The organism is Paenibacillus sp. J31R109, from assembly GCF_059692055.1.
In genome coordinates, this window is the sequence record NZ_JCAUAR010000008.1 from 269,125 (window position 1) to 290,644 (window position 21,520).

Sequence of the window (21,520 nt, forward strand, 5' to 3'; positions counted from 1 at the left end):
CTCCTTTCGATACTCCGGCTGGCTAAGATGAGTTAAAATAATTATTATGCTGTCATTTCTAATAAATAGAAGCTCCCTTGTATCAGTTATGTGTGACCTCATGCCATTTACTAATCACCGACTATTTAAAAACTAGCATGTACAAGACAATAAAGTGGAACAGCTGTCAGTCACGACGGTCCGTTCCACTCTTTTTTATCAATAAATTCAATTAGGCGGTTGATTCGTGATTTCTATTCGATACTTTTCATTTGTACTTAGTTCCGCTTCTCGTTGCATTTTAACAGTAGCTGTTAATATCGCTCCTGGTGCTACGGTTACTTCATAACCTTGGCGTGCCGTATGATAATATAGTTGTGCGTAATTACCTGTTCGACCAGTATTAGATCCAATTCCAACAAATAATTGCAAACGCGAATGTGTATCACCAATCTCATTTAAATAAATATATACTTTTTTATCTTCATTGCTATTGTTTATCCATTTATAGTAATCAGTATCAATTGAGTCTCTAATTGATCCTATGAAACTATCATTATCACTTACAAAAACATTAGGCTTTTTATAGTCATCATCATATTCTTGCGCGATTTTAGTATCTTTCATCTTAAAATTTAGTATGTTTTCTATTACAACTGAGACCTGTGCACGAGTAGCTGTACCTCTTGGTCTAAATGTATTGTCCTCAAATCCTGAAATGAATTTTAACTCCGCGGCAGCATCTACCCATTTTTGCTGTTCTTTCGGGACCTCTTTAAGATCTTTAAACTGATCTAATGTTGATTTTGCCTCAAGATGCAGTGCTTTTGCTGCTAAAATAGCCATATCCAGCCTTGATATGTATTCATCCGGCTTAAAGTAGCCATTATTTAAATCTACAATACCAAGTTCATATGCTTTCTGAATGTATGGGTTTGACCAACGCGTTTTTGAAACATCCTTAAAAATTCCTTGTGTTGCACTTGTACTCTCATACAAAGCTTTAATGAGCATTGTTACATATTGTTCACGTGTTACTAACGAATTCGGTTGAAGAGAACCGTCTTCATACCCAGTAAGTATTTTCTCATTTATCAGGCGCCTCATAGAATTATCAGCCCAATGACCGAGAGAATCAAAATAACGTAAATGTAATTTTATTAACTCTGTTTTTTTCAAATCTCCATTGTTATCCCGAACGTAAAGGTAGATCTCCCCATAATGAAATGAGATAATACTAATTCGTACTTGTTGAGGATCTATATGACAAGTTGTCTCTAAGTATTTTGCTAATGAATTACTATAAATACTCGGATTATCAAAATTCAGTATTCCCTGTGATTGGAGCGAATCATCAAAAACCACACTTTCATTACCTAGCTTATACAAGAAGGAGTCTTCATTCTTAGAAAGATTGTCACCAAATTGACTTTCTAAATATGAGCCAGGATTATTAATGCTTTTGTTTTTACCTATGTAAAAATATCCTTTCCAGTTTAACGAACTTGTATATGGCATCTTTATTACGGATTCCTCACCATTACTGCTATTAATACGATAAAATGGCTCATTCTCAGAACCACTATAGATATCTATTCCATCCGTAAAAAAGTATGGGGAAAATGAATTCCAATCTAAAGCCCTTTTCCAAACTAGCCCACCATTCGAATTGAAAAGAGCGTTAAATTTCTGTGAGTTATTGGTGTTATTAGTTCTCCACGCAAGAAACACGTTTTGATTATTTAATATTTGAATAGAATCTACGAGGCCTGTTACCGGTGATAATACACGGAAAATTTCTTTACCTTCATCATCATATGCAACTAGCGTTGAAGTTCTATCCTCACTTAACTCATGACTTACCAATAACCCATTACGATATGTGTAATCAGATGAGCGAATAGACTTCTGATGACCACGCTCTCTTATTATTTCACCTGTTTCTGAACTTAGCGTTACAATATCAGAATCCGAATAAAGCAAGAGATCGGAATTACCGTTTATCCAAAATCCTGTTGAGCCGGGAAGCAACAAAGATTTGCTCCACCGTATCTGACCATTTGTGTCTAAGGAGTTTACAAGATACACATCATCTTCATTGGTTTGAGTCAAAAAAAACAAATTACCTTCCAAGTCCATTTTTATGTGTCTTCCCATCCAAATTCCATTTGTTGGTGGACAGTAGTACCAATTTCTATCACCCTTTTGATTTAAAGCAATTATGCAGTTTGTAGCATTATCCGTAAACGCATGACCGACGATATAGGTCTGCCCCGTCTTGGTTGTGAGAGGTATACTAAATTGGCCAAGATTTTCTTGATAGAAACCTTGATACTGATAATCAAGCTTTACACCTAGCTCTGAAGCTGTTAATCTCCAATCGAGTTCAAAATCATCGCTCTGAAATAATACAGGTTGAGCTTTGTTTTCTTCTGCAGTAATTACTTGGCATCCAATGGAAAGATAAACGCTGATGCTAATCATAGCTAAGAGAAAATAATGCTTAATTCTTAAATGTTTCATTTGATACTCCTCTTCTTAATTATATTGGATTTTCATGTTTAGTAGCTGCGTAGGTGATAAAACTAACTGAGCTCGTTGTTGCAACCCCCCAAGTAAAACACCAAATCTTCTATTGAAATCAATCAATACAATTAAACGCCTCCCGGAGATTATTCTTCGTTTTACCTATACGACAAAAACAATGGATTTACCTTCCATAAATCGACATTAAATATACCGCTGACTTGTTCTGATGTCGGCTCATTACCCAGAGGGTAAGCCAAATAAGGATAAATCCAAAGAGCTGGCCGATGGTTAGTTTTTGCCCGAATACAAGCCAGTTCATGCAGACACCTACCGCCGGGAAGGCCAACTCCGCCAGTATTGTAAACAACGCTTTGGTCGAAGATACCCCCTTATAATAGAGCAGCATGGAGAGTAGCCCCGCGAAAATTTGGCATTACCAAGCTCTACTGCCCAATAGCTTAATGGACAAGAAGTAGCTGCCGGCCGCTTCAACTACTCCCTGGTTCAACAACCGTTTTTTCGTTAGCGTAACGACTTACTTTATCGCGGCCTTTAAAAGACAAAATGGTGCCGATAGCCATAGCCCCAAGGCCGCAACGAAATAACGAGCCTAATCCGACAGTGCTCGCATGATGTTGGATTTCGCCTCTGCCGCAATCGCCTCATTCCCGTCATCGACCGCTTGTATTAAATTGCGTATTTGGCCCCAACAATGTACCGAGTAACGTGGTTACTGCCATTACAAACAGAGCTGAAGGCCAGTTCTCTCTCAGACTCCTCCTTGCCATTTCTTTAAAAACTAATGAATCCTTGTCGTAATAATTATCATGGTTCACATTCATGTTGACGCACGTCCTCGCTTAATCAGGTATATTTTACATACTATCCATAATAAGGAATGAAAAACACTCCGTAAAGTACCAAATGTATTAGTCATTCAGAAAGCTGCCAATTCACATTGGCAGCCGAGATCTCAAAATAACTAAGGATCAAAATGACTATTTCATTTACCGTCATTTATACTATACTTACAACTGAGCAGTATAAATTTTAATAATATTAAGTGTAATTACACGGGCAATCTTAGACCTACTGGAGGAAACATGTCAATAAAAGTGAAGCTTACGTTCTGGATTTCTATATTAGTTGCTTTAATTCTCCTTCTTAATATGTCTATTTATTACATCAGCTCGAAGGAGGGCTTGAAGAAAGCCGCTGAACAGCAAATGATTACAATGGCGGAACAGATTAGCACAACGGTTGAAGTGTCACAGCAGGCACGTCAACATATCGAGGATACGATTGGTGAAAGGCTCCGTTCTGTTGCTATTGCCGCTCAACAAGAGTTGGATCCCGACATTGAAAACGTAACGAATGAGCAACTCGCCAAGCTTAGCGCCAAACTTGGCGTTGATCATATCACTCTTTGGAAAAGATTAGATAATGACATTATAGCCTTGCGTTCAAGCGATCCGAAAGAAATTAATCTTAGTTCCAAAACATGGGACTACTGGTATGTGGCATTTAATCAGCTTTTTGATTACCACCAGGTCACTATCCCACAAGGCCAAAAACTCAATAATTACTGGTCTGGCCCTATTAATTATGCGACATCCGATCCTTCTATCGTTAATAAGTGGGGCAATTACTACGATGGTACAACGAACTATATGATAAATCCTTATGTCAATGCAGAAAACATCCTCGAATTCCAGAAAACTACGGGGACAGATGCCGTCATTACTAAGATGCTATTGAAAAACAACAATATCCTAGAAGTTACTGGGATTGATCCTCAGTTTTTTGGGAAGAAGCCGATTATAAAAATAAAAAAAGGGCAGCCAATATTTAATTTGGATGTACGGGATATTATTTTTGGAACCTATAATTATGCAGACGAATTGAACGAAGTCCCCCATATTCAAGATGTGCTTGAAACTAGAAAGACGATAACGACTGACATTCGGATCATGAATGAGTCTGCCATACAGAGTCTTATACCCGTTATGAACACGGCTAAGCCTTATGTCATTCGCATAATTTTCAAAGCTACAACGCTCGAAGACATGCTACGAAAACAGCTTATTGAACTCGTTATCATCTCACTGAGTCTCTTAATATTCACAATGTTTAGCAGTTATCTTTTGTCTAGTTTGCTGATCCGGCCCATTCAACAAATCCTTTCTGTCGTTAACCAAGTTGCACAAGGCAAGTTTGAAGGAATCATAAATTACAAAGGCAAAGATGAGCTCGGTCACCTTGCCTTCCAAGTGAATTTGATGACAAGCAACTTAAACAACTACACAAGGCAGCTTCATGATGTTGCCGATGAACTTCGTCATACCAAAGGCTATCTGGAGTCTTTTGTCAATCACACCTCTGATGCTATTCATGTAACAGATCTGGCAGGTAATGTTACGCAGTTAAATCAGGCGTACGAGCGTATCTTTGGTTGGGCGCCTGAGGAACTGCTTGGTAAAAAGCTATCTAACATTCCACCAGAATGCCTTAGTGAATACGAAGAATTGATTGCGCGTATACTTCGAAACGAACCGGTAGCGGATTATGAAACCATTCGCTATACGAAAGATGGCCGTATTATCGATGTCAGTATTACGATTTCCACCATTTGGGACGAAAATGGGCAGATTGTCGCGATTGCTTCAATCACGAGAAACATTACGGCACGCAAAGAAGCAGAGGATGTACTTCGAAGATCGGAGAAGTTATCTGTCATCGGACAGCTGGCTGCGGGTGTCGCTCATGAAATACGAAACCCACTGACTACAATAAAAGGCTTTGTTCAACTACAAAAGTCAAAAGTTGCAATTAAGGAAAGCCAACTAGACCTTATGCTCTCTGAATTAGATCGGATTAATTTTATTGTCAGCGAATTTTTAGTGCTAGCCAAGCCGCAGGCCGTGCAATATCAACAGGCAGACATTCGTGATATTTTGATTCATGTAGGCAAACTCCTTGAGTCACAAGCGAGTATGGATAATGTAGAAATTGTAATGCATCTTGATTCAGTTCAGGATCCCTACATCCGATGTGATCTTAATCAGTTGAAGCAAGTATTTATTAATGTAATTAAAAATGCGATGGAAGCCATGCCTGGCGGCGGAAAAATTAAAGTAGAACTAGACAGCTCGAGTCCGAGCTTCGTCCTCATTCATGTCATTGACGAAGGTTGTGGTCTATCGGAAGAGGAGCTGAGTCACGTGGGTGAGCCTTTCTATACGAACAAAGAAAACGGAAACGGTTTAGGCTTGATGGTCACACGCAGGATCATCAATAATCATAAAGGGACATTATCGATTCAAAGTAAACTCGGCGAAGGAACTTGTATAGATATAATGTTGCCTAAATAAGAAGCAGTAATAGGTAAAGGTTGGGCAGATATAACTCCTCTGCTCAACCTTTATTATTTTATATTAGGTAAATAGTCATCACCAACATGTTGAAAAATGATGTTGCCAAAGGCTAATTATGGTAATCTGGTTAATGAATATATGTCGAAAGGCGCGTGAATTTATGATAAGGCGGTTTGTTTCTTTATTCCTTTTATTCTGTATGGTGGTCGGTATGCTACCGGGTTATGCTTCTGCAGCTAACCCATCGGTTCCATTTTTCAAAGACAATTGGGGGAAAGGATCTGTTCTTTTTACTGGTATTGGATATACAGGAGGATCCTCAACTCTTTCGGACGTGGCTTATGGCAACGGGTTGTATGTGGCGGTGGGTTCGGGTCTTATTGCGACATCAACTGACGCTCAGCGTTGGTATCCACAAGATTTTCCAAAAGCAAATGGGATTAGTGTTACTACTTATAATGGTATTGCATACGGCAACGGCAAGTTTGTGATGGTAGGTTGGGGCGGATATATCTCCACCTCTAGCGACGGAGCCAACTGGACGATTAGCCGGGATAAGACTGGGCTAGATCTGTATAACATTGCTTATGGCAATGGCATGTTTGTTGCGGTGGGACAGAACGGATCGATCGTCACCTCAAATGATGGGGACAACTGGACAAGTCAAACGTCAGATGATCCTTCAACTCTACATGGCATCGCATATGGCGGCGGTATGTTTGTGGCAGTAGGGGTAAATGGGATGACTCTAACCTCGCTTGATGGTGTAAAGTGGACGAAACAAGTATCGGGGACGACGAAGGATCTCTATTGTGTAACGTATGGTAACGGCATATTTATCATAGGCGGCCGACTCGAATTGATCCGCTCTTCCATGGAGGGAGACAGCTGGGTCAGTCGTTCCGTATCATCTCGACTTACTCCACTGGATGTGACCTATAACAACAATATGTTTTATGCGGTTGGGTATAGCGGATCGCTCTCAACCTCCGCAGATGGGATAGTCTGGGATGACCGAAACATCGCTGGAGTTACCGGTGAAGTTAGGGGAATTGTTTTCAATAATGACACCGCTGTGTTTGTGGAAGCTACTTCCCGTATTTTGTGGAAAAAGATACCGAGCATCTACAGATTTGCCTACGACGGAAATGGCAACACGTCAGGATTAGTGCCCGCGCCACCTGAGTGGTACGCGCAAAATGACCTTTTATGGATCAGTGGAAATAATAGCAACTTGAGAAGAGATGGCTATACATTTGATGGCTGGAACACTGCAGCCGATGGAAGCGGAAAGTCCTACTCAGGTTATTGGAAGTTTAACGATGACTTCGTTATTGGCACTGAGAATGTAACATTGTACGCAAAGTGGAAAGCAAATTCGCCCTTGTACAGAGTGATCTATGACGGCAATGGCAGTACGGAAGGGACCGTGCCTGCTGTTAGCAAATATGTTCAAAGTGAATCGGTTACCGTCATGGGTAATAAGGGGAACTTGATGCAAAAAGGCAGTACGTTCGCGGGTTGGAACACGGCGGCAGACGGAAGCGGTACGAGTTATGCTCCGAATGCTACGTTCGCTATGAGTAATACGCATGTAACTCTTTATGCTCAGTGGGAAGTGGGCAGTAATGCTGATCTGAGCGGGCTTGATTTATCGAGCGGCACCTTAAGTCCATCATTTGATGCTGGCCAAACAAGTTACACCGTCCAAGTAGACAACAACTTGAGCAGTCTAACGATTACACCTAAGGCAGCTGACAACAGTGCAATCGTGAAGGTGAACGACTCCGAGGTAACGAGCGGTTCTGCATCCAATGCGATCAATGTGAGCGAGGACGGCCAAACGATCAGTGTGTCGGTGACAGCTCGGAATGGTACCATGAAGATGTACACCTTGACGGTGAAACGAGCGGATGAGGCTCAGCAAGAGGAGAAACCACAAGATAATTCCATTAAGCTGTACGTGAACGGGACTCAACTCGAATCTCCGACTATTATTGACGGCAGTGCTATGGTGCCCGCACGTATGGTTGCCGAACAGCAAGGTGCAACGGTCGAATGGGATCCTAACACGCAAATCGTCCAAATCGTACTTGGCGGCAAATACATATCTATGACGATAGGTAGTCATGTTGCTATTGTGAACGGTGAGGAAATACAGTTGCCAATTAGCCCGATGATTAATGAGAGCGGTGTTACGCTGGTGCCATTCCGTTTCATATTTGAGGCATTAGGCGCGTCAGTAGAGTATAACGAAGAAACGAGAACAATTAACGTCATTAAATAACACAGATTGCGAGAAACCCACTTCATTCATTTTATGAAAATGGGTTTTTCTTTTTTTTATTTAATTCCACCATTATTTATTATCCAATGTTTGAAGTCGTAGTTCAAAAAAATACTGTACAATTGGATGCTTTAACTGCATCTTCTCGGACATGTTCAAAATCCGCTTTTTTCCAACGCGTCTGTCAACCAAAGCAAGAATATTCAACAAGATATCGTTACTCTCTAGGCTTTCCTCTATAGAAATAGATAAAAACTTGTTAGCTATGACGACAAAGTTTGATTTACTCAATGATGACTGTGCTGACAAAAGTTCTTTGGCATATTCCGATATTTTTCTGCTTCTTGCTATTACTTGTAAACGATCCTCGGGAACATTCCCTTTGGTATCTTTTCTGACGGCTTCAATCTCTTCATTGTTGATAGGAATATGAATCGTTGAATCATTCTTAATTTCTAACTCCGTCTGATACCATCTGACTAAGGAGTCACTCATATTCAGTACCTTCTTTTTATCTACCGCAATATAACAAAGCCCCGTTTTATCCGGTAAATAACGGTAGCTGGCTGAAAGATATTCGACCCTTCCATCTAGCGCAGGACTAAGAAAACTCTCCAGTTGTTGTTTCAATTTGCTCCAGGCCATTTCTTCCTCCTATGTTCATATGATAAAACACCTATTGAGGCGCTAGTTCTATTATCCATCTTACAATAACCAACACATCGATCAAAAACAACCTTAATGGATTCATGAGATTTAATTATAGATTTTAACAATCCCCCGCACTTGAATCAACAAAAAAGAGGAGCTGCAACGATGCAGTCTCCTCCCTATTTACCGATCATTACCATGAAATGTGAATCGTTCCCGTTATGCCGTCAAGTCGCAGCCGGTTTCCAGTCTGCATGCCATGCCAATCCACAATGCTGCCATTACCTTGTTTAATTTCTATAGCTCCCAACGCTAACATCTCCAATGGCGGATAAATAGTCACATCTGCGTTTAGCAAATTACTGATGCTCAAAGTTCGAACCATTCGCTTCACCTTAGACGGAGTTGGCGAAATCTCGCGGCACGATACCCGGCTCCGCTCTTGCTGGTTCACGAAAACACGGCACTCGTCCCGGAACGTTCGATCGAGCGAATACAGCTCCGCTTCGCCCTCGCCAAGAACAATCGATTGGCCTGGGAATAGCGGTACGCCATCTGGGAATCGCAGCTTCAACTGCACCGATGAATCCTGCTTGCAGCCTGTCATGATGAAACCATTCCTGTGTCGGGAAACGAAGGTAAGGACAGATTGTGAATCTGGATCTTGCTTTACTTGCTTCATCAAAATGCCGAAATCTTGAAGCATATACCTCAACAAAATCGACGTATCCATCCATTCGTTCTCCTGCCGAACCGGCAGATGGGTGACACCTTTCTTGGCGAAAGGCAGCGAGCCGCGCACCCAACCGATTCGACCGCCGTTCCATTCTGCCAGTGTACGTGAAAGTGCGAATATTCGTTCTTCACCGTCCTGTATAGCGACGGCACCGACCCGCGTCCCTGCATCTGCCTTATTCCGCAGAACAACACCCAGCGAACCATCGCCGATGTCCGCGCGATGCCGTAACTTACGCTCACCCTTATCTCCGTAAATTTCGTCCTCGTCGAACGATAGCGCGAGGTCAAAATCCCCCTCCAGCCCCACACCGTCGGTTGGTTGTAAATTCAGCAGCTCTAGCAGCGCCGGCTGTCTGACATCGCCGTACACTAGGACCTTGCCACCATCGCGGATCATGTCTGCTAACTCAGTAATACTGGCGTCGTCTAGCCACATCGCATTTACAAAAAGTATCGTGCTCTCGAGCTTTCGCCGGGCTTCAGATGACATCGTACGGAACGTGTCCGTGCCGAGTACGGTGTTGAGCGGAAAACCATGATTAATGGCGCAACGCACGAACCAATCATGGAAAAACACGCGGCCAGAAGCCTCGTTATCCCCTTGGACTGCCTCATGCAGCTCACGGAACGGATAAAGCCAAGTGAGGAGACCTGGTTCATCTGGCGCTTCACGGAACGCTTTTTGTATATAGGGAATCACTTCCGCAGGTCCGTCTGCCCATAACTCGCCCTTCTCTGTATCAATGGTCAAGATTTCCACGATGCCAGGCATTTCAAGGGCTCCAGCCGCATTCATGCGTGCGACCGACAACGGCCCGTAAATGTCGTGAGGTTCGTGGTCATAGTAGTCCCACCAAGGATTTTGCCAAAACCACGGATCATTGACATAAAAACGGTACGGATACGTTTCTCCTGGCAGCTCTGCGATTCTGGACATGTACCCCGTCAGCTCCAGCCCAAAATCGTAGTTAAGCGCTCCCCATGGAGAGTTAGGCGGCGGGAAATCGAGATACTTCTTTTCATATAGCTCGAGCAGCGGAATGTAATCCTTCGCTAAATCCATGCCGGTTCCGTAATTCGTTCCACGCACCTCTGTCCTCACACCAGGACATTCCTGTTTAAACAAGTCCCAGAACGACATAATTTTGGATGAGAGTTCCTTGTAATCAGCTAGCGGGAAGTCAGTCCCGTTATAGTTAGCGCCTAAGTACGTCCATGGGAAATATGACAATGCGAAGCCGTTGGAGAACCAGATATAATCGAAGCCTAACGCAGGCAAGTAACTCGCGCATTGGCGCCCTAGGAACTCCCCGAACGGCGTGCCTTCTGGGATACCGTCAGGATAAGCTGCATAGGCATCGGTATCCGCCTTCAGCTTGGACCAGGAACAGACGACCGTATAATCGGCCTTCAGCGACACGAAACTTCCACCAAGCTCCGCACGATTGATTTCGGGGTGATCTTTATATTTGAAATCAGAGTAAGCAAACTCCGGACCCGCGTCAAAAGGAACACCAACCTCCAGCTGAACATTGAACTGATCCAGCGCTATTCGTTTGAAGGAATCGACGACTTTGCGCAGATCGCCGTACGTGAAACGAACTGGGTTATCCATATACAGACGAGCTACATGAGGATCGTTTTTGTCCTTGACATGGCTGAACATCTCTTCATTTGCAAAACCGATATAGCGAGCCCACTCGAATTCATCTTCAACCTGTCCGTTCCAGGTCAGTATTTCACTGCCATCCGAAACCCACAGCAGCACCGAAGCTGAATCTGCCATGCCGATGAGCGGTTGCCATTGTCGCAGTGCTTCCGTACAAACTTCATCTATCGCAGCTTGTTCCAGACTTTTGAACGGTTTAAGACTCATTTCCAATGTAGCGCGCTTCAACTGCTTAGCACCGCTGTTTGCTTCATGTGTCACCTTATTCAAGCCAGTTCACTCTCCCTTATACGATTTCCAGTTCAATGCCCAGCACTTTGGCAACATTGCGGATTTTCGGAGCGACATGCCCAACGCCAAGCGCGAAATGGTGAGTTGGACCAGCAGAGCACCATTTCTCAACGAATTCGGCAACGGAGCAGCCGAAACTACAGCGTGTGTTCGTGTTGCCTGTCTGTGGAATTTCTCCTTTGATCGACTCACCTTCCGTGGCGATCATCTTGAACTTGCCGTCTACCGTCTGTGAAATCCCCAGCAAAGTGACTGGGCCTGACTTGATGCTGAACTCAACGCCGATGCCGGAACCACGCTTGCCGTGGAACAGGTCCAGCCCGCGAATAATCGGACTGCCATCGCTGATTTTAATGTTATGCGGTCCGTCATGGCCCACTAACACGATGTCATCTACAAAATCGCAAGGGTGCAGCTCTGCGAATGAGCCTCCTGCTTCTAGCCTGTCCATGATCAACATCGCTGCGCAAGTTTTGAGATCCGCTTCGCCTGCAAGTGGGATGCCTTTACCTGTCAGCAGGGAATTCCCCAGCACCATATTGGAACCAATTCGTTCGTATTCATTGCCATCCAATCCTCGGTAATAATACGCGAGTCCCGTTAAACCATTCTCCGCTACAAGCTTATCGAGCCCAACAGCAACCTTGGCTGACCAATCCAAATCTTCCGGCTTAATTGGTCTTGTCACAGGATCGATGAACGGATCAGAGATCGTAAATATGCTCTTAATCTCATCGAGCTTATTTGCTGTTTCAGCGGCGGTTACCCCGTTAACCAGCTTAGCCAAATCGCACATTTCCAGCATCTGCACATGGGACCCAAAGGCAGCTGTAAATGCTGTTGGGTCCGAATTCATATCATACATACCCTCGTAGGTATGACCTAAGTAACCAATTCGTGCATGCTTGAAAGCACGACGCGCATTCGCAACTTGGCACCACGACTTCAACTCGTTCGCTGCCCGTGGATCATCATGGAGCGTGCCTACGATCATACCTGCAGCAGGCTTCCCTGCGCGTATCAGTACTCCCCCGATCTCTGGAAGTGAACAGATATTATCATTCGCAAGCTGCATGTACGTTGTTGTGTTTCTATAATCAAGCCGTTTTCTCGGCTGAAGCGCTACCAGAACCGTTGGCACGCCGACATTCAGAATGGCAGTTGCTGCCGAGGATGAGGTTACATACGTGCTCAAAAAGACAAACAGGAAATCGATATCTTGACGCTTTAAATGCGAAGCAGCTGCGAATGATTTATCAACATTATCTACAAAGCCAGCCGAAACGACTTCAACCTCATGAACGCCTAGCATCGCTTCGAACTCTTTACCGTAACCGATCAATTCTTCCCGAAGCCCAGGAAATTGCTCCCAATAGGGCTCATGCCCTACGTTCATGACGCCTACGCGCGCTGATGCACGTTTGAATGATACACTCATTGTCAGTTCCCCTTTGATTGGTAATAACTACACTTATAGAGTATTAAATCAACACTTTTTTAACAATGAACAGAACAATTATAATTAGAGTAATTCTACGAATTATCAAGCATAAAAAAAAACAATCAGCCCTTGCTTCTGCTGATTGTTTATCGCTTATTCTTCGGAGAATACCAGCACCGTTGCTAGGACTACCTTTCTCCCCCTACTCCTTCACACTGCCCAGAACAATCCCTTTCGTAAAATACCTTTGCAGAAAAGGATATACAATCAAGATTGGCAACGCCCCGAGAAAGATTTGTGCCGCACGTGCGGTTCTGTCAGAAACAAGCGCGATAACCTCTAGATCGATATTACTCTTAACCAGCGAATCGAGGCCGACCACGACCGTGTACAAGTAACTTTGAAGCGGATAATGCGATGGCGAATTCATGAAGAGGATGCCGTCAAACCAAGAATTCCAATGTGAAACTATGGCAAATAGCGTCAATGTCGCTAAGGATGGCGTAGACAACGGCACATAAATGCGCCACAGAATGCGCCAATGTCCGGCGCCGTCCATCAGAGCTGCTTCCTCCAATTCCTTGGGTAAACTGCGGAAGAAATTAAGCAGGATCACGACGTTGAATACCGGAACTGCATGATGCAGCACAAGTGCCCAGATCGAATCAAGCAGCCCTAGCGAGCGAATCGTCATATAGAGCGGAATAATGCCACCGCTAAACAACATGGTAAAAACGAATAGCCAGACGTAAACCGTTCGCCCTTTCAGCGCAGCACTTTCCTTTGAGAGCGGGTAGGCAACCATGATCGTCAGTACCATATTCAGCGTCACACCGAGTGCTACCCTCTTGAGGGTAACGAATAAGGATGTCAGAAATGCCGGTTTACTTAAAATAAAATCGTACGATTTCCACGTAAAATCGACCGGCCAAAATCTCACATCGCCTGCTGCCACCGCGTTATTCGAGCTGAGCGACAGCGACAGCAGATGGATAAGCGGCAAGATACACAAGATGGATAAGCCTAAAAGAACCGTGTAGTTCGAGATAACGAACACTTTTCGCGACCATGATGGTGATTCGAGCATCACGAGTCCTCCTTTTTAAAAGATGCGGTAGTTGGCAAATCTGTAGGCTAAAAAGTACGAAGCTGAAATGAGGATTAACGACACCAGTGATTTGAATAGCCCCACTGCTGTTGCTACCCCGTATTGCGCATCAACCATCCCGATTCGATATACAAACGTGTCGATGATATCCCCACTTTCGTAAACGATAGGGCTATATAGATTAAATACCTGCTCAAAACCGGCATTAAGTACGTTTCCAATACTAAGCGTAGCTAACAACACGATAATCGGCGCCATGCCGGGCAGTGTAATGTGGAGCGTTTGCTTCCATCGGCCTGCCCCGTCTACTTTTGCAGCTTCGTACAGTGCAGGATTGATACCGAGGATGGCAGCTAAATAGACGATCGTGCTGAATCCAAATTCCTTCCACTCATTCGAGATGACCAATGTAAACGGGAACCAACGGTTGTCGCCCAGGAAAAAAATAGGTTCCATTCCGAGGCCCTGAAGCCCTGCGTTCACGATCCCTGTTTTTGGTGAAAGCACATCGAGTAGAATGCCGCTCAGAATGACCCATGATAAGAAATGCGGCAAATAAATCAGTGTTTGCATGAACCTTTTCATCGCTTCTTTGCGAACTTCATTCAGTAGGAGTGCTACGACAATCGGTACGATAAGACCGGCAATAATCTTCATGATGGCGATATAAACCGTATTCCAAAGGACCTGATAAAAATCGGGAAGCTCCATGACATAGCGGAAATTGTCCAAGCCAATCCATTGGGAATGAAATAAACCTTTCGTCGGAATAAACTTTTGAAAGGCAATAGCCGCTCCTGCCATTGGATAATAACTAAATATGAAGATTGCGGCCAAGCCTGGAATCAACATAGTATGCAGTGGGAGCTGGATTCTCCAGTTTCTGCTTTTCATTCTGTCTTCCCTCCACTCCGTATTTCGTAATAGAGACTAAAAGGGCAGAGCCTGAGCTCCGCCCCCTGTTGTTTCTTATTTATTTTTGCTGTACCAATCATTGACTTCTTTCTCGATGGCATCGCCGCCAAGCTTCTTAAATTCGTCAGCGAATTTGTCAAAGTCGTCGATGGATGCGTCACCCATAATAATTTTCGTATACGTCTCGTATATTTTCTTTTTGAGGGTTGGCAGTTTCTCCGACATTGCAGGTGTTGCAGAACCCAGGAACAGGTTATACTGACCAAGTTTAGCCTGGTCGTACTTGTCAATAACACTGAAAGTACCATCAGCTCCAAATACCATATTCGAAAACCACATTGTATCGTCACCTGCTTTAAATTTCGACAAGCGTTCGAAGTGAATGGTTGCTGGGAACTCGAGCTTGCTGCCGTCACCTTTCTTAAGCGCTTCTTGTACTTTGCGGAACGCTTCAAGATTGGTATTCAGCGGATCGATAACGACAGGCGCATATTTACCTGGAAAAATCCCTGTCTTGCTGTCCGTAATAAATGGATTCGGATTAGGGGCATAAGAAGTTTCGTAATAGCGATTCATATAAATATTAGCCAACTGAATGACAGCTTCTGGGTGTTTCGAGCCTTTCTTCACGACATAGAATGTGTTGGCTGTATCATTCAGTTGCGGAATAGCGGGCTGTGCATCAGCGGAAATGAGCGGATACCCCTTCCATTGCGCTTTCGGATCCTTCGTATGGTTCTCTTTTTGAATATAGCCGCCATCTGCTACAGTTCCATAAGCCAAGCCAACACGTCCGGCTGCCACATCCTCTTGAATTTTTGTTGCCGGTTTTACGCCGAATTCCTTATCAATCACGCCATCCTTATACAACTGCTGCAGCTTTTTAAGAGGCTCCTTTAGCTCTTTCTGAACAGAGCTGTATACAAGCTTGCCTCCAGCATCCTTGACGAACAGATCGACATAGGCATGATAACCGTTAAAAAATCCGTTTAGCGATCCATGTCCCCCGTCCATAAAGTCCTTGTTGAGCGCAAGACCGATCGTGTCTGCCTTACCATTGCCATCTGGATCCTGTTTAGCAAATGCTGTTGCCGTTTTAAACACGTCGTCCATCGTTTTGGGCTCTGGCAGATTAAGCTTTTGCAACCAATCTGTTCGAACATACAGCATCGGCGCTGTGCTAGTACCGCCGTTGGAATATGTTCTCGGGATTCCGAGCAGTTTGCCGCCTACTGTTGCAGCTTTGAACCCTACACTGCCGTCCTGATTGAGGACGTTTTTCAAGTAAGGGGTCGCATATTGTGCCCACACTTTCGTGAGATCTTCCAACATGTCTGCATCAATAAGCCGTTTCATCTCTTCTTTATTGACTTCCAGAAAGTCAGGAAGATCGCCCGATGCTACCGAGACGTTGAGCTTCTGATGATACTGCGAAGCATCGACAGACCATACATTTTTGACTTTAATACCATAGTCATTCTCGAAAATCTTTGTCCAAATGTTACTATCGATGGAGTCCCCCTCGGCGTATTTCATCGTTGCATCAACAGAGCGAACCGTAGAAACTTCGATTGGTGGATTGTATTTGCCCAGGGGCCCTACGCTTGCCGCAGCCGAAGGTGACGGACTTCCCGACGGATTTCCCGATGCACTACTTGATGGAGCAGGGAGATTTTCTGACTTACTACAAGCGCTTGCAATGAGCGATAAGGCTAGGAGCATCCCCACGGAAGCAGCTCCAAACTTTTTATTTCCAATGTACATTTCCGTTTCCCCCTATTTGTCAAATAGTTCCTTTGCGGTACATCTTTATTATAGATTCAGATAAGCACCCTTCGAAACGGGACATTCTTGCGGCAGTTGACTTTTATTAACTAGTTTAAAAGCGATCACAGCTAAATTAAAAAGGCGACCAATAATAGGATCGCCTAACGATTATTTCACAGCAGATTCACGGTACTCCAGCGGAGTTACCCCTGTCTCCTTCTTAAAAAGCCTTGTAAAATAAGCCGCTGAATCTAGTCCAACAAGACCGGCTATATCTTGGATTTTATGCTCCGTTGTCCTGAGTAATTGTTTACTTCTATTCATTCTAACTTCTGTTACATACTCAAGTAACCCTTGCCCCGTAGTCTGTTTGTACATACGCGATAAGTAGGGAGGGCTTAAGTGGACTAGCTCAGAAAGCTTCGTCAAAGACAGCTCCTCGTTCAGGAATTCGCTTACATATTGCCTGATTCGCCCGATCATATCCGTCGTCTGCTCCGCTTGCTTCCGTCCGTTATACTCCGCTAGTGAATCGGCCATAGCAGCCAAATGCCGTACCGTCGCTGTCAGATCGGTCTGTACTGGCAGTTGAATCAATGCTTCTAGGCTAAAAGCGGAACCAATGAGTGAAGCTAAACGCCGCTTATTTACATAAGTGATCAAAAAAGCAGATAAATTGACGACCAGCTCTAGTTTAAGTAATTCCCCTTCTTGACCTACCGGCAGGACGGACGACTTCACCGCGAGTTCGGCAAACAAGTTGCGACAAGCTTCTCTTTCGCCTTTATCGAGATAAGTTTCCAGCAAATCGAGGTTCCTCAGGTAAGCGCGCAGGTCATTCTCTGCAAAAAAATCTTTACTAGACCTTCGTTCCTCACCGATGGCATCGGGAAGTTCTCTCATCAAAACCTCTTGTCCGTTAAAGGCTCCGCCAGCCAGCTGAATTTTGAGGCTATCCGCGCGAATAGCCAAGTCTTCCCACAAGCATGGAGTAGAAGCTAGTATGAGTGAGATGGGAACTTTCAATAAGCTTTTTGTAGCAGCTTGAATAAGTTCGGCATGACCTGCAAGCAACTTGTATGTATGCTCTTCTGCAGACGTCCGCTCTTCGCTAGCTCTGCTCTGTACAAGCCACACGTACCTACCACGGTCATAAGGGAACGCAGCAAAGTTCAGCGTTTCCTTCAGATATTCTTCTGCAATATTTTGAATGGAATAGTACAGCAGCGCTCTATCCCCCGGTAGGACAAAGGAACCCCACTCGTCGATCCGTCCCAAAGCGATGTGCACCGGACGCCTAGCATCTAGTCCAATCTCAAGCTCCGCGAACCGTCGTATCCTTGCGTCCAGCGAATCAACTTCTCCCTGTGCGAGCTGCAACAAATAATCACGCTGGAGTGACGGTACGGCAACATGCAGTTGTTCGCGAGATCTTTTTAAGATTTCTTCACTGTCAAGCTCCCGTGCGATATCGTCAAGTGCCTTTTGAATCGCATTTATAATCGCTTCGTCCCCCTCCGTCTTGAGGACATAGTCGATACCGCCCTTGCGGATCGCCGTCTGGGCGTAACTGAAATCGTTATACCCGGTCAAGAAGATGACACGACAGCGAGGCCATTTTTCACGTGTAAGATCTGCCAGTTCCATCCCACTCATGCCAGGCATACGAATATCAGTAAGGAGTAAGTCTATCTTCCCATCCCCAAACTTATTTAGCGCTTCCATGCCAGAATATGCCTTTATAATCTCAGCATCCAGCCAGTCCAACTCCATCAGTGCATCCGCCAAATAGTTAACCGCAAGTGGTTCATCATCGACAAGCATTAGCCTGATCATTCGTTACTCCCCCATTTCACTCTCAGCCGATTCAGGCAGCGGTAACACGATCTCCACGCGCAGCCCTCCACCCGGTCTCGATTCGATACGAACGCCTGCTAGTTCACCATATTTGAGCCGGAGCCGTCGATGAACATTCAGCACGCCTGTTATTTCAGTCGATTGGTCTTTTCCATTCAGCCAACCGTGCCAACGTTCGAGCTCATCATTCGTCATTCCCTTACCGTTATCTTCGACGCCGATGAGCAACAGTTTGCTCCCATTATCGTGAGTGACAGTCGTGAAATGAATGCTCATATGCCGATTCTCGTGTCCTTGCTCGAAACCGTGTTGGTACGCATTCTCCACAAGCGGCTGCAGAATGAGCCGTGGGACTTTGACCTTGTTATACGACTGCTGCAACTCATCAATCGAGAATGTAATATGTCCTGCGAACCGGATCGTTTGAATTTCACAAAGCGCACGGACATGTTGCAGCTCGAGTTCTAGCGGTACCTCATCCTCTCCGTTTCGAGTTACATATTGGAAGTAATCACCCAAATATTTCGTAAACCGGGTCGAATTATCGAAATCATGCGCCTTCGTCATCCGGTAGAGTAAGTAGAAACTGTTATACAAAAAGTGTGGATTGATTTGAGATTGAAGCTGCTTCAGCTCAGATTGCTGGACGTGAATTTTGTGCTCATAGACTTCAAACACAAGTTTATTTAAATGTGACACCATATAGTTGAATTGTTCGTATAAATCGTGGAATTCATCGCTGCTTTTGTAGGCGAGTGAGACCTGTAGATCCCCAGATTCAACCTTACGGAAAGCGCGAATCAGTTTTTGAAGCGGTCTGTGGATAATACGGTACATATAAAATGAAAAGAGTACAACGACCACGATGGCAACGAGCGTGATCAGCCACATGTATAACCGATACCGATCAAGCGCTCCCATCACCGCTTTCTCCGGAACAAACGCCAGCAGCGTTACCCCAAGCATAGGCGAATAGGCTGAAACCGTTAAATACGGCTGCTTGTCAATGGAGACGGTTTTCATTTCAGCTGGCGCATTCGTCGTTCCCGCTTCCTCCAGTTGTAAGGATTGTTCGCGCAACGGGCCACTAATCGATTCATAGGCTTCTTGGTTGCTAGTACTCACAATCGCCCAATCTGGGTGGATGACCGCAGCTCCTCCGAGCTTACTATCGGACGTTTGGGACAAATACTGTTTGATCTTGGGGATGGATAGCTCAAGCTCCAAAACGAACATCGGGTCGCGTCCTTCTACTACTTGTGTTGTCGGGTAATACTCCCGCAGCAGCACTTTCTCCCCGTCCTGATAAAAAAGTCCACGATGTGGAACCGTAGCGTCTTTCTTCAACTGCAACAGCTTATCTGGTAACAAATTACCAGACAGTTCGTCTGTTGAAATGGTCCTGCCGATTGGCGGTATATAGGCACTTGCCCTAGCAATGTAGAGGCTCGACTGTTTCATGACATTCAATCTGGCCTGAAACCGCTTGATGGCGACAAGCTTTTGGAAGTCCGTTAAGCTTTCGCTCGTAATACTAAGTGATTCTAAATCTTCATCGTTCACATACTCGCGCTGCAGACGAAGCAATCGATCGATTTCATTCTCAAGCGACGTTCGATAAAAGAGCAGCTGGAACTGGAGTGATTTGAAAATTTCTTGGCGTACGAGCGTGGATCCCCAATCGTTAATTCGCGTACCGACGACATACATCGGCGAGATGACGATCAAGAACGTCACAATCAATTTACCCAGAATCGAGAACCTTCTATTTTTCCAGCCGTTTCGCACAGATTCACCAGCAACTTTCTTTTCTTCTTATTATATAAGAGACTAGGTATATCGAATATGGTCTGTTTCTTTCAGCATAGTCATATTTGCATAAATTTGGCTATGAGTATGACAATTATTATTGGAGGCAAGCTACGATTTTGGTATAATCGGCTAGACTTCCGTTGATTGGAAATGAAAGGAGGAATGCACGATGATTCACCCGATCGCGATTTACTTCGAGCATTGTGAGCCAGACTGGCACGTCCCTCGTGCGGCGGCCAATAATCATATTCTCATTTTGATGACAGGCGGTGAGATCACGTACACCGTCGGATCCCAGTCATTTCATCTGAAAAAGGGTGATCTTCTCTTCGTACCTGAGGGACAAATTCGCAGTGCACTAAATCAATCAAAGCGAATTCACGACATGTATGTTGCCCACTTCAAGTATTCGGGCATTGGGGACGGATTGCCTCTGCTTGCTGAGCCAGCTTGTCAACTCACAAGGCCGTACAACTTCGATTACATTAGACAGCGTTTCTCCTCCCTCACACAGTACTGGCTTCAAAAGTCGATGCACACGCAAACACTATGCCACAGCGTACTTTTAGAAATCATCGCGATCATCAACGAGGAAACCAATTCAGGCCCTATTACACATCCTAAGGCTCATGGGATTACGATGCAGCTGAAGGATTACATCTTGTATCATTATCGTGTACCCATCGACATGAAGGAACTGGCTAATCATGTAGACCGAACACCGAACTATATCTCCACCGTCTTTCGGGAAACGACCGGTCAAACAATTACGGACTATATCCAACAAATTCGAATAGCCGCCGCATGCGATCTCTTAACTGGCTCCCAGATGAGTATAGGAGAAATCTCCGATTTTCTCGGATTTTGCGAGCAGTCCTATTTTAATAAAGTATTCAAAAAGGTAACAGGTACCATGCCCTCTGCCTACGTAAAAGAGCGATTGAAGGTGTGGCAATGAGCCCTCACAGCTCCAAATCTAAATCTTACAAATCGTAGAATTCCTCCAAAAACCGTCTTCATGTTCATTGTTTCAACGTCGTTTTTTTCCTACAATTGAGAAGTATTTAGATCGGCAACCTTCCCATTGACTGGAGGAACCACC

The 21,520-nt window shown here is 44.5% G+C and carries 13 protein-coding genes; 3 read left to right on the top strand and 10 right to left on the bottom strand.

Annotation, left to right across the window (positions count from 1 at the left end; genetic code table 11):
- Positions 1-207: 207 nt before the first annotated feature.
- Together AC58QT_RS21255 and AC58QT_RS21260 are read right to left on the bottom strand one after the other, a co-directional pair.
- On the bottom strand, positions 208-2,502 hold the full coding sequence (locus AC58QT_RS21255; RefSeq protein WP_497410790.1) for an S-layer homology domain-containing protein: 2,295 nt from the start codon (positions 2,500-2,502) through the stop codon (positions 208-210).
- Between the two features lie 187 nt (positions 2,503-2,689).
- On the bottom strand, positions 2,690-2,935 hold the full coding sequence (locus tag AC58QT_RS21260) for an EamA family transporter (protein WP_497410819.1): 246 nt from the start codon (positions 2,933-2,935) through the stop codon (positions 2,690-2,692).
- 676 nt (positions 2,936-3,611) lie between these two features.
- Here AC58QT_RS21260 and AC58QT_RS21265 point away from each other — a divergent pair.
- Together AC58QT_RS21265 and AC58QT_RS21270 are read left to right on the top strand one after the other, a co-directional pair.
- Positions 3,612-5,879: a PAS domain S-box protein gene (locus tag AC58QT_RS21265; RefSeq protein ID WP_497410791.1), complete on the top strand. Its 2,268-nt coding sequence runs from the start codon at positions 3,612-3,614 to the stop codon at positions 5,877-5,879.
- Between the two features lie 214 nt (positions 5,880-6,093).
- Positions 6,094-8,169, top strand: coding sequence for a stalk domain-containing protein (locus AC58QT_RS21270; RefSeq protein ID WP_497410792.1), 2,076 nt, complete (start codon positions 6,094-6,096; stop codon positions 8,167-8,169).
- A 72-nt stretch (positions 8,170-8,241) separates the two neighbouring features.
- On the opposite strand, the gene AC58QT_RS21275 is transcribed toward AC58QT_RS21270, so the two are convergent.
- From AC58QT_RS21275 to AC58QT_RS21310, 8 genes are all read right to left on the bottom strand, one after another.
- Positions 8,242-8,814, bottom strand: coding sequence for an SF0329 family protein (locus tag AC58QT_RS21275; RefSeq protein WP_497410793.1), 573 nt, complete (start codon positions 8,812-8,814; stop codon positions 8,242-8,244).
- Between the two features lie 199 nt (positions 8,815-9,013).
- The gene (locus AC58QT_RS21280; RefSeq protein ID WP_497410794.1) at positions 9,014-11,497 is read right to left on the bottom strand and encodes a hypothetical protein; all 2,484 of its coding nucleotides are present in this window, start codon (positions 11,495-11,497) and stop codon (positions 9,014-9,016) included.
- Between the two features lie 16 nt (positions 11,498-11,513).
- The gene (locus AC58QT_RS21285; protein WP_497410795.1) at positions 11,514-12,956 is read right to left on the bottom strand and encodes an L-arabinose isomerase family protein; all 1,443 of its coding nucleotides are present in this window, start codon (positions 12,954-12,956) and stop codon (positions 11,514-11,516) included.
- Positions 12,957-13,161: 205 nt separating this feature from the next.
- Positions 13,162-14,046: a carbohydrate ABC transporter permease gene (locus tag AC58QT_RS21290; RefSeq protein WP_497410796.1), complete on the bottom strand. Its 885-nt coding sequence runs from the start codon at positions 14,044-14,046 to the stop codon at positions 13,162-13,164.
- A gap of 15 nt (positions 14,047-14,061) precedes the next feature.
- On the bottom strand, positions 14,062-14,961 hold the full coding sequence (locus tag AC58QT_RS21295) for an ABC transporter permease (protein ID WP_497410797.1): 900 nt from the start codon (positions 14,959-14,961) through the stop codon (positions 14,062-14,064).
- A 75-nt stretch (positions 14,962-15,036) separates the two neighbouring features.
- The gene (locus AC58QT_RS21300) at positions 15,037-16,746 is read right to left on the bottom strand and encodes a type 2 periplasmic-binding domain-containing protein (protein WP_497410798.1); all 1,710 of its coding nucleotides are present in this window, start codon (positions 16,744-16,746) and stop codon (positions 15,037-15,039) included.
- Positions 16,747-16,917: 171 nt separating this feature from the next.
- Complete coding sequence (locus AC58QT_RS21305; protein ID WP_497410799.1) at positions 16,918-18,585, bottom strand: response regulator transcription factor; 1,668 nt, start codon at positions 18,583-18,585, stop codon at positions 16,918-16,920.
- A gap of 3 nt (positions 18,586-18,588) precedes the next feature.
- Positions 18,589-20,394 carry a sensor histidine kinase gene (locus tag AC58QT_RS21310; protein WP_497410800.1) on the bottom strand — a complete coding sequence of 602 codons (1,806 nt, stop codon included), beginning with the start codon at positions 20,392-20,394 and terminating at the stop codon, positions 18,589-18,591.
- Positions 20,395-20,587: 193 nt separating this feature from the next.
- Here AC58QT_RS21310 and AC58QT_RS21315 point away from each other — a divergent pair, with 193 nt between their 5' ends.
- Positions 20,588-21,376, top strand: a complete 789-nt coding sequence (locus AC58QT_RS21315; protein WP_497410801.1) for an AraC family transcriptional regulator — start codon at positions 20,588-20,590, stop codon at positions 21,374-21,376.
- Positions 21,377-21,520 lie beyond the last annotated feature (144 nt).